Source organism: Parasphingorhabdus litoris DSM 22379 (genome assembly GCF_020906275.1).
Lineage (GTDB): Bacteria > Pseudomonadota > Alphaproteobacteria > Sphingomonadales > Sphingomonadaceae > Parasphingorhabdus > Parasphingorhabdus litoris.
In genome coordinates this window covers 830209-845210 of the sequence record NZ_CP086727.1, presented here as the reverse complement: position 1 = coordinate 845210, position 15002 = coordinate 830209, and the positions used below count along the sequence as shown (strand labels likewise).

Below are 15002 nucleotides of genomic sequence, written 5' to 3'. Positions count from 1 at the left end.
ACGCATTTTAATACATATTTTCTGCATGACTATATCCCGAAGGCAATTCGTCGCGGCAGCCTGCGTCAGCTCACTTCTCCCCCTGTCGCTGAATGCAAAACCGCTGAACCGCGGGACAAAATTGGTGCAAGCTGCACGCAATCAGGTTGGCGTGACTACCATTTACAGCCAAGCCTATCATGGCATCGGTTATCCGAATGGAGATTTTCCGCGCAAATCTGGCGCGTGCACCGATGTCATCATCCGCGCCTATCGTGATGGTCTTGACCTTGATCTGCAAAAGCTCATCCATCTCGACATGAAAAAGGCATTTTCGGCCTATCCCAAAATCTGGGGGCTCAAGACGACAGACCGGAATATCGACCACCGCCGCGTCCCCAACATGCGGACCTTCTTCAAACGGCAAGGGGCAGTCGAGCCCTTTTCGAAAGACCCTCAGGATTGGCTCCCCGGTGATATCGTAACCAGCATTATTGACGACCGGCTGGCACATTGCGGGATTGTTTCAGATCGTAAAATAAAAGGCCGCCCGCTGCTGATCCACAATGTCGGACGTGGTACCCGTGAGGAAGACCGCCTGTTTGCGTGGCCAATTACCGGCCATTATCGTTGGGCGGTCTAGCAATATTTGTCTGATTCCACGCTTGCACACTCCTCGCCATACTGTAGTGAAAAATCATGCGGCAAAAAGAACTCCGACTGGCTCTAATCTGCTATGGCGGCGTCAGCCTTGCTATCTACATGCACGGTATTACCAAAGAAATCTGGAAGCTGGCCAAGGCGAGCCGGGATTTTCACGACGGTCAGAAAGACCATAGCTGTAGCCGCGGCACCTATTACGACATATTGGAATGGATAGAACAGGAAAGCACTGTCAAACTGCGTGTATTGCCTGATATTATCGCTGGCGCCAGCGCAGGCGGCATAAATGGGATTTTCCTCTCTCAAGCAATCATATCTGGAGAGTCATTAGAGCCGCTGACCGACATGTGGCTGGAAACTGCAGATGTCGACACATTGCTCGACCCCGATGCGCGGCCTTTGTCGCGCTTTTCCAAATTCTGGGCCGAACCGATCGCATGGATGGCGCTGGGTCGCAAAGGCGGTGCCGTAGAACAGACCGTTTCCAAGGAAGCGCGTGAAGAGGTCAAGATGAAACTTTCTCGCTTCGTACGCGCGCGCTGGTTTGCGCCGCCTTTTGGCGGCAAGATATTCTCCGGCCTGATTTATGATGCGCTGGCGACCATGAAAAAGACAAAGCCTGGCCCCAAATTGCTGCCGCCCGGTCAGCCGCTTGATCTGTTTGTCACAGTCACTGACTTTGTTGGCCATCCGGAAAAACTGCAACTGCACAGCCCGCCCGAAGCACTGGAGATGGAGCATCGCATCACCATCAGTTTTTCGACGCGCGGTACGAATGGAGCAGACATTGCTGATCCAGCCGAGCTTGTTTTTGCTGGCAGGGCGACCGCTAGCTTCCCAGGGGCATTTCCTCCTTTCACGGTTACAGAACTCGACAGCGTTTTGTCCGATCACAATCATGTCTGGGCCAATCGCCGCAATTTTCTGAAACGCATCCTGCCCAATCAAAGCCGTGCCGGGACTGCTGATGACACGGTGCTCATTGATGGTTCTGTCCTGGCCAACGCACCCTTTGCACAGGCCATTGAAGCGCTCAAAAATCGACCGGCAAAGCGCGAAGTCGACCGGCGTTTCGTCTATATTGATCCGCGACCTGATCTGGATGTCGCCAAAAGCGATCGTGCAATGCAGCGGTTGCAAGCGGCCCAGGAAGCCGAGGATGAAAGCCTGCCCGGTTTCTTCTCCACAATCTTTGGCGCGATATCCAACATCCCCAGGGAACAGCCGATCCGCGACAATCTGGATGACATATCGCGTCGCTCCAGCCGGATCATCCAGATGCGCCAGATTACCGACAATTTGCGTGCCGAGGTCGAGCAGAATGTCGAAGCCATTTTTGGGCGCACCCTGTTTCTCGATCGACCAACCGCAGCGCGCCTTGCCGCTTGGCGCCGCAAATCGCGGGATAAGGCCAGCAAGCTCGCCGGCTTTTCCTACAGCGCCTACGGTCATCTCAAACTCGCAACGGTTCTGGAAGACATTGCCCATACGGTCCGGCGGGCAAAAGCAGAACCCAACGTCCATAATCATCAAGCCCTCCGCGAAACCTTATGGTCCGAAATGCGGACACGCGGTTTCGAGAATATCGGCAAGAAAGGTGGCGCGGGTCCGTCAAAACTGGCCGCCGATTTCTTTCGCCAGCATGATCTGGGTTATCGCATCCGCCGGCTGCGTTTTCTGGCGCGGCGCTTTGCCGAAGATCTCGATAGCGCGCATCCCGATGACTATGCAGTGATTGAGCAGATGCATGATGTCATTTACGACTGCCTTTCCCTATATATCGAACGCGAGACGATCGAATATCTCGGCGATGAGTTTGTTGCGTTAGCGGCGCAGGCCGAGGCCCAGCCTTCGGCTATGCTGGAATGCTTGGCCAATGCTCGTGACCTTGCGGCTGCCGACGCTTTGGTCGATGCCAAGCTCGCCGAAGCGATGGCCGGATTGCCTAAAGCGGAGAAGCGCTCGATGCTGCTCGCCTTCCTCGGCTTTCCTTTCTATGACATCGCCACCCTGCCCCTTCTACAAGGCGAAGGTCTCGATGAATTTGATCCGATCAAGGTTGACCGAATTTCCCCTGAAGATGCAAAATCCATACGCCAGGGCGGCGTAGCAGCGACGTTAAAAGGCATTGAATTCAATAATTTCGGTGCCTTTTTCAGCCGCTCCTATCGCGAGAATGACTATCTCTGGGGCCGGCTCCATGGGGCGGAACGGATGGTCGATATCCTGCTGTCCACCCTGCCGGAACCCAAACGTCCCGACGCTGCCAAAACGCTGAAATTCAAGAAAACCATCTTCCGTGCGATCGTCGATGAGGAAGAAAAGCGATTGACCAAAGCCGGACCGCTCATCACATCCCTGCGCAAAGAGATTAACCGGGCAACGCCCTAGCAGCTTGCCCTAATGTTTATGCTTGCCTGATCCATGCGCTGGCATTTCAAGACTCTTATAGACAGCCTCAACAAAAGCATCACCTTTGATGAAGGCGTCCTTGTTCGTGTCCCATTGCGCAGCCGGTTTCATCGCCTGAATCTGCTCCAGCGTCTTGCCCTCACCACGCGCTTTTTCAACGGCATCGATAACGCTGGTCAACATGTCGCGGTAACCCATCAGATCCGTCTTTGTCGCCATCGGACCATGGCCGGGGATGATTTTCGTGTTGTCATCTACCATGGTCAGCGCTTTTTCGGCTGCCGCCAAAACACCCCTGGCATTGCCGCCGCTGTTGACATCAATGAACGGCAGCGTGACCTGATTAAAGTAAAGATCGCCCATGTGCAGGACATTGGCGTTTTTCCAGAAGACGATGCTATCGCCATCCGTATGGGCATGGGCCATATGTTTGACATGCACTTCATCGCCATTGAGATGCAGCTTGATACCATCATGATAGGTTACCACCGGCAGCGCCTCTTTCGGTGACGCCGGATCATTGCCGCGTCCCTCCTTCTGCAAGCCCGCCATCCGTTCCCGCACATTGTCATGCGCCATGATCAGCGCACCCGCTTTGCCGAAATTCTCGTTCCCGCCCGTATGATCATAGTGCCAGTGGGTGTTAATCAGATATTTGACCGGCTCCGCACCGAGAGCCGCCACTGCCGCCTGGATTTTCGGGGTCAGCGGTGCAAACTGGTCATCAATCAACACTGTACCATCCGGTCCATAAGACACGCCGATATTGCCGCCCGCTCCAAAAAGCACAGCGATACCATCGCCCAGTTTCTCGGTTTTAATCTCCACCTTCGCAAAGCGATCCGATTCCTGCGCATTGCTCTCGGCACAAGCCGTCAATGCCAGAGGGGAAACCGCCAACAGCGCGAGGGATAGTGTTTTGGTCAATATGGTCTTCATGGGGTTTCTCCTAAAATTCATGGTCTTGTAACCTATCTTTTAGCATTGGCAAAGAACATCAAATGTACGAGCCGTCCGGTCTCTGGTGATGTTCCGAAAGCCGCGCCGCTGTTATGAAACAACCAGGGGCTAAACAGGATCAGCCGATTAAACCGCATGGGTATCAGCATGGTACGCTCCCATTTGGCTTTGTGCAGGGTGTCCCGGTTCACAACATCTTCGATGAGCGCATTAATGTCGGAATAGCCGGCTTTCGTAATGGCCAGCGGATCATTTGGCACGCGTTCCAAACCCGTCCGTTTGTGCCGAAAAAACTCCGTGCCGCCTTTGCAATTTTCGGGCAACGACAGGTACAATATGCCGGAATAGAAAGCCGGGTCTATATGCACACCGCTACGTCCCTTGTCACCTTTCAGAGTGACGCGGCAATGGCCATGGCTGGTTCCGGCCGCTGCGGTAACCGGCGCACCAATTGTCGCCGATACGCGCTCGTCCAGCCCCTGAATTTCGAGCGGTTGCGTTGAAATATGGCCAGGATAGTTGCCGTGTTTATTGTTCGGATCATAATCCAGTGCCAAAGCCGCTTTGCGCGCCGCGAGCGGATCGGACAAAAAATCATCGATAATGAGCAGAGACGGGAGCATCATCTGGGCCTTTGTAATTTTGTTACGAAGTTCACAAAGTGCACAATGTCCTTAGGTGCTTTTTCCGCTCGAGATGCGAAATCCATTTCTCGACATAACTCATTGATATTTATGTATTTATTAGAAATCAAACCGCTTTCCTCTCGTCTTCCCCCAAATATCACAATCCGCCGCCTGTAGGACAGAATTTTAAAGCTCATTTTCCGATTCCCAGCGGGTCGCAACAAGGCTGGGGCGCTTGCCGACTTTGTTGAGCCAGTGGCGCAGCGGTAGAAGCTGTCCGATAAGATTGTCTCCTTCAGATGTCATCTGAACGGGACGTAGTATGCAATAAACGAAAATATCCGCGAGCGAAAATTCCGAACCCGCAAAATAGGGGCTTTCCTCAACCCTCTGACACACGATCCCAAGATGCTCCGCGATCTGCGGCAGGGCAGCCTCGATCACATCCGACCGCAACGGGGTCTTCAATACCCGATGCGCCAATCGCGGCATCAACAGACCATGTTCGGCAACGGGAAACAGATAGTTATTGGCCACAGAAACCCAGCGATCCATTTCCGCTCGCGTCGCAGGATCATCTGGCTGGAGAGCGCCGTCATTATGCGCATTGTCAATATATTGGCAGATGGCGACGCTTTCATAGAGGTTCAGGCCATCAATGGTGACGGTCGGCACCTTGCGAAAAGGATGCCTCTGCCGGTTTTCGGGACTCCCGGCCGGCGTCGCCGTGATCGTCCAGCTAATCCCCGCCTCTTCAGCAACAGTCTGCACAATCCGGCTATATGTCGAGATGATCGTACCATGAATATGCAGGGTGGGGCCGGTCATTTATATTCCCGCTTACAGCATCGCCATATCGACAGGCTGTTCCAGCAAGACGCGCCCGGCCAGTTCGAACACAGCCGGCGCGGTGGCAATATGCTGGGTTGCAACATGGGCGTCACGGAACCGCCGTTGGAGAGTGCTGCTGGAATAGACCGCACCGCCACCGCCCAATGTATAAGCCGTTTTGCAAACCTCTGCGGAAATCTCGGTTGCGTGCGCACAGGCCAAACGCAAGTCTGCGCGCGCTTGCGGCGAGATATCACCATTGCCCTGAGCCTCTGTCCAAGCCTTTTCAACGGCATTCTCCAAAAAGCCAAAAGCCCCGTTCAGCTGTGCGGTGGCGCGCGACAGATCGACCTGAACCGTCGCGCGCTGTGCCATGCTACGGCCGCCGCCTGGCGTCTTTTTGGTGATCGCAATCTGCTTGATTTCCTCCAATGCAGCCCGCGCATTACCTAGTGCGACCGAGGACACGCCGAGCGCCAACAGACCGAATAGCGGAAATTTATAGAGCGCCCCGGTATCGCGCGGACGGTCAGCGATAAAGGAAACACTGCGATCCTTGGGTATCTTGATATCCTTGACGCTGAAATCGCCCGACCCGGTGCCTTTCATTCCAGCCACATGCCAGCTGTCGATAAATGTCACATCGCCCGCGGGAAAAAACAGCATCCGGTGATAAGGCGCGCCATTTTCGAATTTCTGTAACTCGCCATCTTTGAAGATCATTGCACCGCCGCCGAGCCAACTGCAATTGGCCGAGCCGGATCCCCATTGCCATTGACCGGAGAGCAGATAATGATCGCCTTTGTCCTCGGCCTTGCCCATGGGTGCGAACACGCCGCCGGTGATCACATCATCTGGGCCGAAAATTTCAGCCGCCGGGCTCTCATCCATATAGGCGGCGCCCAAGGTAGAGGTCACGGCAATCATCGCGCACCAACCAGCGCTGGCATCCGCCTCGGCAATCGTTTCGATTATCTTCAGAAATTCCAGTGGCGGCAATTCCAACCCGCCAAGTGCCGATGGTTTGGACAGGTTAAACGCCCCAGCCGCCGCCATTTTCGCAGCAAGATCGGCGGGCAGACGGCGGGCTTCCTCCGTCTCAGCTGCACGATCGGCTATTTCCGGCAGCAAGTTCAATATCGCGGCACCGGTTTTCCCGCCCAGATCGCGAATATCATATTGCAAGGCCGTCATATCAGAATCTCCATTCAACTCTGCCAGCATAGGAGTTACTATTTGTCGATCCAGCAAAAACATATACTATTGATATCATGCGCATATTGGCACTTTTGGCTTTTGCCCTCTTACTGACAGGCTGTGAAAATCGCACGGATTCGGACAGTTTGCCGGGTCCGGATCAAATCGTGCGTCTATCCGACTCTGAAATAAAGGGCCTCGATCCCCAGAAAATATCCGACCTGTCCTCTCTGCGCGTTGCCGCTGATCAGTTTGAAGGGCTGACCCGCCTGAATGCGTCCGGATTTGCGGAACCCGGACTAGCGGAGGACTGGAGCATTACCGAAGACGGCAGGCAATGGACATTCCGGTTGCGGGATGGATTGCAGTTTTCCGACGGAATGGCCTTTGATGCTGCGCTCTTTCCGCAGATATGGGATCGCCTGCAAGCACCGGAAACCGCATCACCGACCAAGGCTTTGTTCGAAAATATTGCGGCGGTGACATCTGACGGACCCAGAACCGTTATCGTCACCTTGAAATCACCGGCACCGTCGCTGGCCTTCTCATTGGCTCATCCGGCCATGGCGGCGGTGCCATTGCATCGCATTGAAAAAGCGGGAGACAAATGGACCAGCGAACGCCCGATGGTTGTCAGCGGACCCTATCAATTGGCCGCATGGCTGCTGAACGATCACGCCCGGATGACACGCAATCCTCTATGGCATGACGACCCAGCACCAACCGCGAGCATTATCTGGAAACCGATGGATGATAGCCTGTCTGCCATGCGTCTGTTTCTATCGGGCGGCGCTGATGTGGCGGCTGATTACCCGGCGAGCCGGCACCAATGGCTGATGAAAAACCACCCTGATCTGACGCGCAGCACACCCTATCTGGGCAGCTATTATTTCGCATTTAACACGCGCAACGCCCCGTTTGACGATACGCGAGTCCGCACCGCATTATCCATGGCGGTTGAGCGGGAATGGATTGCGGAAAAGGTAATCGGCATTGGCAATATCCCGGCTTGGAGCCTTCTGCCGCCCGAGCTGACCGGAGGGATCAGCACCAAGCCGGTTTGGGCCGACTGGGACCGGGAACGCCGTCTGGCGACTGCGCGACAATTGCTGCGCGATGCCGGTTATGGGCCGGCCAATCCGCTGAAATTCGAAATTCGCTTTAACAGTTCTACCGAGCATCGCCGCGTTTCGGTTGCGCTGGCCGCCATGTGGAAAGACCTGAACGTTGAGGCCAGCCTGTTCAACAGCGAAGCCGCCTTGCATTTTGCCGCTCTGCGGCAACATGATTTTGCGCTGGCCCGATCCGGCTGGATTGCCGATCTACCCATCCCGGAAAATTTCCTGACCGTTCATCAGGTCGCCAATGGCGCTGGCAATTATTCCGGATATGACAACCCCGCCTATGATGCGGTGGTTGCAAAGGCTATAGCGACCGCCGAACCTGATAAAAGAAACCGGCTGATGCGTCAGGCCGACGAGATGCTTGTTGCTGACATGCCAATTTTACCACTTTATTTCTACGTCACACGGTCCCTGGTCAGTAATCGCATAGCAGGATGGCAGGATAATATTTCCAATGTGCATCCCAGCCGCACTCTGCGTATAAGCGGAAAATGACGATGACCAGCCGCTCTCCCTTTTCTGTCCTGATTGCACTAACATCAGCATCATTGAGCTTGGCCGCCTGCAGTGCGGTCGGGGACGAAGATCGCGCGCGGGTCATTGTTATTGAAGACGCGGACCCGGTGATCAAACCGATTGGCATCAATCTCAATCACGCTTCTGCGATAGCGCGATCCGCCATAGCCAAAGGGCTGGTTGGTTTTGATGAACAGGGCCGTGTGGTGCCGTCACTGGCCGCGCGGTGGATCGTGACGGATGACGGGTTGAGCTATATATTCCGGCTGAATGATGTGCAGTGGGATGATGGCCGTCCGGTTACGGCCGAGGCGATTGCAACCTTGCTGCAAGAGCGAATTGCCGAGTTGGAGCAGAGCCGCCTAGGCCCGGATTTGCAGAATATTGATGAAATCGTGTCGATGACCGGGCGCGTCATTGAAATCCGATTGACAACCGCACATCCCAATTTCCTGCAACTCATTGCCCAGCCCGAATTGGGACTTTTCCGATCCGGAAACGGCGCTGGCCCGATGCGTCAGCTGGAGGAAGGCGATGCCTATACGCTGGGTGTCATGCCGCTGCAGGAACCCGATGCAGAAGGTGAGGTAGGCGAAGAAGAAGAAGAGCAGGCTGTTGACGAAGAAGCCCCCGAAGATCCTCGCCGGATCATCCTGAGAAGCGAAAACGCAGCCAAGGCCGTTGCGCGCTATACAGCCGGCTATACTGATGTGATCTTGAACGGGAAGTTCCATCACTTGCCGCTGGTCGAGGAAGCGGGCATCAGCACCAATGATCTGCGGCTCGATCCGGTTGCCGGCCTGTTCGGTTTCCAATTCCTGCGGGCCGAGGGTTTTTGGGCCGTTCCCAAAAACCGCGAGATATTGTCGATGGCCATTGATCGGCCAGCGCTTTTGACTTCTTTTCCCAATGTAACGGCCTGGCAAAGCCGCCAGAAAATCGTGCCCGAGGCGCTTGATGTGGACGGGATAAATGCGCGGCCCGACTGGTCGAGCATGACCATTCAGGCGCGACAGGCCTATGCCCGCGAACATGTTTCACGCTGGGAGGCATTGGAGGGACCGGTCAGCCCACTGATCATTTCCCTGCCGGATGCGGCGGGAGCCGATATATTGTTCCTGCGCGTACAATCTGACCTGCGGCGGGTTGGGCTTAATGCCATTCAAGTCGGACCGGATCAGGCGGCGGATATCCGCTTGATTGATGAAATCGCGGCCTATGACAGCACCCGGTGGTTTTTGTATCGTTTGACCTGCACGGCAATGTCAGTTTGCCTGAATGATGCAGATGCGAAAATCGCCCAAGCCGAAGCAGCTATCAACTTGCAGGCCAAGGCGCGGCTTTATGCCGAAGCGGAAGTGATGCTGGTTAGTCATTATAGCTTCATTCCGCTCGCCGTTCCGGTCCGCTGGTCCATCGCAAGGCCCAACCAGCGCGGGCTTGCGGTGAATCCACGCGGCTGGCACCCATTGAATCTGCTGGTTGGCGTACCTATATCTTAGACATGACAGTAAAAAATATCGTGGGAGGGCGTATGGCAATTTCGGAAGAACAGTTGAAGCGTCTGGCCGAACAATTGCCAGATGTCAGCCGCGATCCGCAATCTGTGCGCAACCGTGTAGAAGCTATGGAAAAGGTGCTGGAGCGCGCCTTTGTCGTGCCCGGTATCAACAAGCCTATCGGCCTGGATTCCCTGGTTGGATTGATCCCGGTGGTCGGCGATATCGTTACCGCAGCCATGGGTGCCTATATCGTATGGGAAGCCCGCAATTTGGGCATGTCCAAATGGCAACTAACCCGGATGGCGACCAATGTCGGCATTGATACCGCCTTGGGCGCAATTCCACTCGCCGGCGATGTTTTCGACTTTCTCTGGCGCTCCAACAGCCGCAATTTGCGGATTATTGTCAAGCATCTCGACAAGCATCATCCCGGTACGCGTACGCTGGAGGGCTAAGCGCCGCGCCAGATTTTTACCGGCCTATCGTCCTTCAATCCCCGCATATTTCGTGGGCAGCGCTGCGGCCTGAAGCTCTTTCCAAGGCATAGCCGTACCTCTTCCAGCCAGCCCCGCCGGTTGACTTTCAATCGGATCATGTCCGATTGCAGGCCTTCATTCGCCGCCGCAAAAGCTTCGCGCAGGCCGCCAGCCGTCAGGGGACTGCGCGACAGCCGGTCCATATTGGGAAATTCCACTGCACCAAACATGATCTGCGATATCCGGAAATAGGTTTCCGGTCGCCGCGTCATGCAGGTGCCATGTTTGGCCCATTCCTTGGCCATCAACCGGGTGGAGGGCATCATGCAAAAATTGCGCTTTACCAATGCCGGTGACAGCGCCTTGGTCGCGCGGCACCATTGCGGATAGCTATTTCCCTGCGCATCCGGCCAAAGCCCGTGGAGGATGAACCCGAAGCTCCCATCATCCCCGCTGCATTGGTTTTTGTCGCGAGCGCTGTCCTTGCGTAGCCGGCAATATTCCGGCGACCAGCTCATTGCCAGCGTATAGCCGGAGACGGGTGTGATCCGGCGCGGTTCTTTGGCAGGTTTGCTAGCCGGCGCGGCGGGTTTGGTTAGCGCAGGTGCCCGGCATTGGTAGGCTTGAGCCTGGGCGGATACAGTCAATGATAACGCTGTTATTAGAGTGGCTGCTTGAATGGCGGATATATACAGGGTGGCTCGTGTCATATTAATCAAAGACGGTATCAATCGCTATTTGCTTATCGTCGAACCATTTAACCGCATCCGGTCGGAATAGAAAATAGGTAGCAACGAGGTTCGTGACTACGACCAAGACATATAAAAAAGTGAAGGTTTCAGGCCAAATCATATTGTCCCAAACCACATGGGTTGGATTACCATCTTCGATGGCAGGTGCTAAAATCGAGCCAATCTCTATCAATAGGAAAATAGCGCCCATTCCTGCTAATATGATTTGCACCCATCGCGCCCACGCTTTTGCTTTGATGGCCAGAAAATACCATAGCAGCAGTGATAGAGCGATAATAGCAGACCAAAGCATCATATAGCTTGACGATTCCCAATGAATCTCTTCCAGCATCACTGGCCATGTCATATATTCATTTAACAGTTCTATACCTAAAGACAGGAAAAAGAATCTCTCAAACCAGAGGATAGACTTGGGCCGCGAGCGTTTCATATCAATCGCAGACCTAGCCCCAAATGAACGGGCTTATCCAGCGATTTCTACGTCACCACAGTTTTACCGGCAAGCCATTGCTTCGCATCACTTCTGAACAGCATATAAATCGCCCCGGCCTTTAGCGCGAGGATTGTGAACAATATCGTCAGGCCAAGCGTCCGGTAGTTATCTACTGTCGCGAGCGACCAGATCACACCAATGACATACATGATGATGAGCAGCCATTTGCCGATATTGGAGGCTTTGCGCGCAATTTTGAACCACAGCCACAGGTTGATGAGAAAGGGGAAAGCGATGATGGTATAGGTGGCAAAAGCATTCATGCCATCACTACCACTGCCGCGGGACATAACCATCGACCAGGTGTCCCAATTCAATATGATATTGAGGATATTGAGCGCAAGCGCGCCCAGGAAAAGCTGTTCGAATCTGATGATGGAATTTGGTCGCACTAGGGCCTCCGGACTATGTCTAGAACCCATGCTTCCCCGGAACGGCCTAGCCAAAAGCGCAATCAAATCCAAATATTAGCAGTGCCTTAGGCCGAATCTGTCAAAACGATCACTCGAATGTTTTTTCCAGATCTACGTCTTTCTCACCAGCAAACCATCTTTTGGAATCGGGCCGGAACAGCATATAGACCGCGATCGCTTGCATGACCGTCAAGGCCAGTGCGATGGCGAGATTGAGCGGTGGCAATATCGCAAAAGATGACGGCAGCGCCAACACACCTATGACCATTAACACCAGCAAAATCCACTTCACCGCCCCAACTGCTTTTCGAGCAGCCAGATACCAGAGCAGTAAGTTGATCCCAAAGCCGATAGCGGTTGTAATATAAGCGAAATTCGGTCCCAAAGCAGCCGAATTGGGGTCGGCCTGTATCGCCGCCATTGTCGTATCCCAAGTCAAAATGACGTTGATGATACCGATTGCCAGTGACGTGAGAAAAAGCTGTTCAAATCTTATGATTGATGTCGGCCGCATGATGGTGTCTCCCGTGATGATCCGGGCAAACTAACTCACACCTGTGCAAAGTCCAGTCCGATATCCGCTGCTGGCGCTGATTGAGTCAAACGCCCAACCGATATGAAATCAACGCCCGTATCGGCTTTGTCGAAAATCGTTTCCAGCGTCACGCCGCCCGATGCTTCGGTCACCACACGCCCGCCGATAAGCGTAACGGCCCCGCGCAAGGTTGCTGGCTCCATATTGTCGAGCAGCAAATGCGTTGCCCCCGCCGCCAGCGCCGGTTCGATCTGATCAACGCGGTCTACTTCGACAATGATCCGCTCGATCCCGGCATCAACCGCGCGCTTCACCGCCTCGCTGATATTACCCGCAACCGCGACATGATTATCCTTGATCATCGCCGCATCCCACAGGCCCATGCGATGGTTCTCCGCTCCGCCCATGCGCGTGGCATATTTTTCCAGCACGCGCAGGCCGGGGATCGTTTTGCGCGTATCCAGCAAGGTACAACCCGTGCCGACAATCTTGCGCACATATTCATTGGTCATGGTCGCAATGCCAGTGAGATGCTGCACCGTATTGAGCGCGCTGCGTTCAGCGGTCAGCATCGCACGCCCTTTACCTTTCAGGCGCATGATATCTGTGCCAGCCTCCACCGCCTGGCCTTCCTCCGCGAGGATTTCAATCTCGACATCGGGATCAAGCGACCGGAAAAACGCCTCGGCAATTGGCAGGCCCACGATAACCGCGTCGTGGCGACTGTCCATTACCCCGGTGAAGATGGCATCTTCGGGGATCACGGCTTCCGAGGTGACGTCGCGGCCTGTTGGGCCAAGGTCTTCAGCAAGGGTAGATGCGACAAAGGCGTCGAGATCGAAGCGGTCCAGAGTGAAGGTCATTTTAATCGTCTACTTTCTACCAATGCCTTTTCAAAGGCCGGTCTTGAAGCAAGCCTTTTTAGAAATTGAACGGTGTTAGGGTGTTGATCAGACAAGACGCCAAGCATCTTTGCAGACCAAAGCGTAAAGCCCATCATAATATCTGCTCCTGTCAATTCATCTCCAGCAAGAAATGGCTGTTTAGAAACAGTTTGTTCTACTTCATCAAAAATATGGTCGGCAGACGTTCGCATTGCTTCAATAATCGCCTGATGCTTTTCGGCATCATCGCGATAGACCGTCAACCAGACGATGGTATTAATGGGTTGGGCAGCTGTGCCTTCGGAATAGTGAAGCCAGTATAGATATGCCGCCCGGGCTGGTGATCCGATTGGTGGTTGCAACCTGCCATCACCATAATGGTCCAATATATATTGAACAATCGCGCCAGACTCCGACAACCCAACGTCGCCGTCTTCAATATAGGGAAATTTTCCCGTTGGCGTGTTTTGCGCAAAGCCGCGGCTGCCATCGCGATTGAACGCCACCGGCACTATTTCATGGGCGATGTCCAGTTCTTCGAGAAGCCATTTGATTCTGATGGAGCGGGTAAGTGGTGCGAAGTATAACTTCAGCATCACCAATCACCCCTCATGCGCCAGATCAGCCGGTCCCAGATCGCCCTGCCCTACGGTTGCGCTGGCCATTTCCATCATCTTGTCGATCGACTTGCGGGCCTGCAGGCGCAGCTCCTCGTCCATTTCGATGCGCGGTTCCAGATCGCGGAGCGCTACATAGAGCTTCTCCATCGTATTGAGCGCCATATAGGGGCAGATATTGCAGTTGCAGTTGCCGTCCGCACCGGGCGCGCCGATGAAATTCTTTTCCGGCACCGCTTTTTCCATCTGATGGATGATATGCGGCTCAGTAGCGACGATCACCGTGTCGCTGTCCGTTTCCTTGGCGAACTTCAGGATCGCACTTGTTGAGCCAACCATGTCTGCGTGATCCAATATATAGGCCGGGCATTCGGGATGGGCCGCCACCGGCGCATCGGGATGCTGAGTCTGCAGCTTGAGAAGCTCCGTCTCGCTAAACGCCTCATGGACAATGCAGACGCCGGGCCACAGCAACATGTCGCGACCGGTTTTCTTGGCGATATAGCCGCCCAGATGCTTGTCCGGACCAAAGATGATCTTCTGATCCTTTGGAATTTGCGAGAGAATATGTTCGGCGGACGAGCTGGTCACGATAATGTCGCTGAGCGCCTTCACTTCGGCCGAGCAGTTAATATAGGTGAGCGCGATATGGTCGGGATGTTCATCGCGAAATGCCTTGAACTTATCCGGCGGGCAGCTGTCTTCGAGGCTGCATCCCGCGTCCATGTCCGGCAGCACGACAATCTTCTCTGGCGAGAGGATTTTCGCCGTTTCCGCCATGAACTTCACGCCGCAAAAGGCAATCACATCGGCATCGGTTTCCGCTGCCTTGCGGGAAAGCTCCAGACTGTCACCGACAAAATCGGCAATGTCCTGAATTTCCGGTTTCTGGTAATAATGCGCCAGGATGATCGCGTTGCGCTCTTTGCGCAGACGGTGGATTTCTTCGATCACATCTACCCCAGCCAAGCTGCCACCAATTCCGCCACGTGCGTCCATTGTCTTTTCCTTTAAGTAACTTA

16 protein-coding genes are annotated in these 15002 nt (G+C 54.4%); 5 read left to right on the top strand and 11 right to left on the bottom strand.

Annotated features, from left to right (window positions below; all coding sequences use genetic code 11):
* The first annotated feature begins 25 nt into the window (after positions 1-25).
* Together BS29_RS04195 and BS29_RS04190 are read left to right on the top strand one after the other, a co-directional pair.
* Positions 26-622 (top strand): DUF1287 domain-containing protein, encoded by a 597-nt coding sequence (locus BS29_RS04195; protein WP_229955968.1) that lies wholly within the window; start codon positions 26-28, stop codon positions 620-622.
* Between the two features lie 56 nt (positions 623-678).
* Positions 679-3033 carry a patatin-like protein gene (locus tag BS29_RS04190; protein WP_229955967.1) on the top strand — a complete coding sequence of 785 codons (2355 nt, stop codon included), beginning with the start codon at positions 679-681 and terminating at the stop codon, positions 3031-3033.
* 9 nt (positions 3034-3042) lie between these two features.
* Here BS29_RS04190 and BS29_RS04185 read toward each other — a convergent pair whose 3' ends face one another.
* The 4 genes from BS29_RS04185 to BS29_RS04170 form a co-directional block, all read right to left on the bottom strand.
* A complete protein-coding gene (locus BS29_RS04185; protein ID WP_229955966.1) occupies positions 3043-3993 on the bottom strand; it encodes an MBL fold metallo-hydrolase in 951 nt (316 codons plus the stop codon).
* A gap of 32 nt (positions 3994-4025) precedes the next feature.
* A complete protein-coding gene (locus BS29_RS04180) occupies positions 4026-4640 on the bottom strand; it encodes a DUF6445 family protein (protein ID WP_229955965.1) in 615 nt (204 codons plus the stop codon).
* A gap of 186 nt (positions 4641-4826) precedes the next feature.
* Entirely contained in the window at positions 4827-5468 is a 642-nt protein-coding gene (locus BS29_RS04175) for a glutathione S-transferase family protein (RefSeq protein WP_229955964.1), read from the bottom strand.
* Positions 5469-5480: 12 nt separating this feature from the next.
* Positions 5481-6665 carry an acyl-CoA dehydrogenase family protein gene (locus tag BS29_RS04170; protein ID WP_229955963.1) on the bottom strand — a complete coding sequence of 395 codons (1185 nt, stop codon included), beginning with the start codon at positions 6663-6665 and terminating at the stop codon, positions 5481-5483.
* Positions 6666-6742: 77 nt separating this feature from the next.
* Between BS29_RS04170 and BS29_RS04165 the strand changes: the two genes are divergently transcribed.
* From BS29_RS04165 to BS29_RS04155, 3 genes are read left to right on the top strand one after another with little or no spacing between them, the layout of a single operon-like run.
* Positions 6743-8287: a peptide ABC transporter substrate-binding protein gene (locus BS29_RS04165; RefSeq protein ID WP_229955962.1), complete on the top strand. Its 1545-nt coding sequence runs from the start codon at positions 6743-6745 to the stop codon at positions 8285-8287.
* A 2-nt stretch (positions 8288-8289) separates the two neighbouring features.
* Positions 8290-9810: an ABC transporter substrate-binding protein gene (locus tag BS29_RS04160; RefSeq protein ID WP_229955961.1), complete on the top strand. Its 1521-nt coding sequence runs from the start codon at positions 8290-8292 to the stop codon at positions 9808-9810.
* 32 nt (positions 9811-9842) lie between these two features.
* A complete protein-coding gene (locus tag BS29_RS04155) occupies positions 9843-10265 on the top strand; it encodes a DUF4112 domain-containing protein (RefSeq protein WP_229956940.1) in 423 nt (140 codons plus the stop codon).
* On the opposite strand, the gene BS29_RS04150 is transcribed toward BS29_RS04155, so the two are convergent.
* From BS29_RS04150 to nadA, 7 genes are all read right to left on the bottom strand, one after another.
* Positions 10262-10933: a ribonuclease T2 family protein gene (locus BS29_RS04150; protein ID WP_229955960.1), complete on the bottom strand. Its 672-nt coding sequence runs from the start codon at positions 10931-10933 to the stop codon at positions 10262-10264. The genes BS29_RS04155 and BS29_RS04150 overlap by 4 nt on opposite strands.
* A 64-nt stretch (positions 10934-10997) precedes the next feature.
* Entirely contained in the window at positions 10998-11468 is a 471-nt protein-coding gene (locus tag BS29_RS04145) for a hypothetical protein (RefSeq protein WP_229955959.1), read from the bottom strand.
* A gap of 47 nt (positions 11469-11515) precedes the next feature.
* Positions 11516-11923 (bottom strand): hypothetical protein, encoded by a 408-nt coding sequence (locus BS29_RS04140; protein ID WP_229955958.1) that lies wholly within the window; start codon positions 11921-11923, stop codon positions 11516-11518.
* A gap of 109 nt (positions 11924-12032) precedes the next feature.
* Positions 12033-12458 carry a hypothetical protein gene (locus BS29_RS04135; RefSeq protein ID WP_229955957.1) on the bottom strand — a complete coding sequence of 142 codons (426 nt, stop codon included), beginning with the start codon at positions 12456-12458 and terminating at the stop codon, positions 12033-12035.
* Positions 12459-12493: 35 nt separating this feature from the next.
* On the bottom strand, positions 12494-13342 hold the full coding sequence (nadC, locus tag BS29_RS04130) for a carboxylating nicotinate-nucleotide diphosphorylase (protein WP_229955956.1): 849 nt from the start codon (positions 13340-13342) through the stop codon (positions 12494-12496).
* The gene (locus tag BS29_RS04125) at positions 13339-13959 is read right to left on the bottom strand and encodes a glutathione S-transferase family protein (protein ID WP_229955955.1); all 621 of its coding nucleotides are present in this window, start codon (positions 13957-13959) and stop codon (positions 13339-13341) included. Before BS29_RS04125 ends, nadC begins: the two co-directional genes overlap by 4 nt.
* A gap of 6 nt (positions 13960-13965) precedes the next feature.
* Positions 13966-14979 carry a quinolinate synthase NadA gene (gene nadA, locus BS29_RS04120; RefSeq protein ID WP_229955954.1) on the bottom strand — a complete coding sequence of 338 codons (1014 nt, stop codon included), beginning with the start codon at positions 14977-14979 and terminating at the stop codon, positions 13966-13968.
* Positions 14980-15002: the final 23 nt, after the last annotated feature.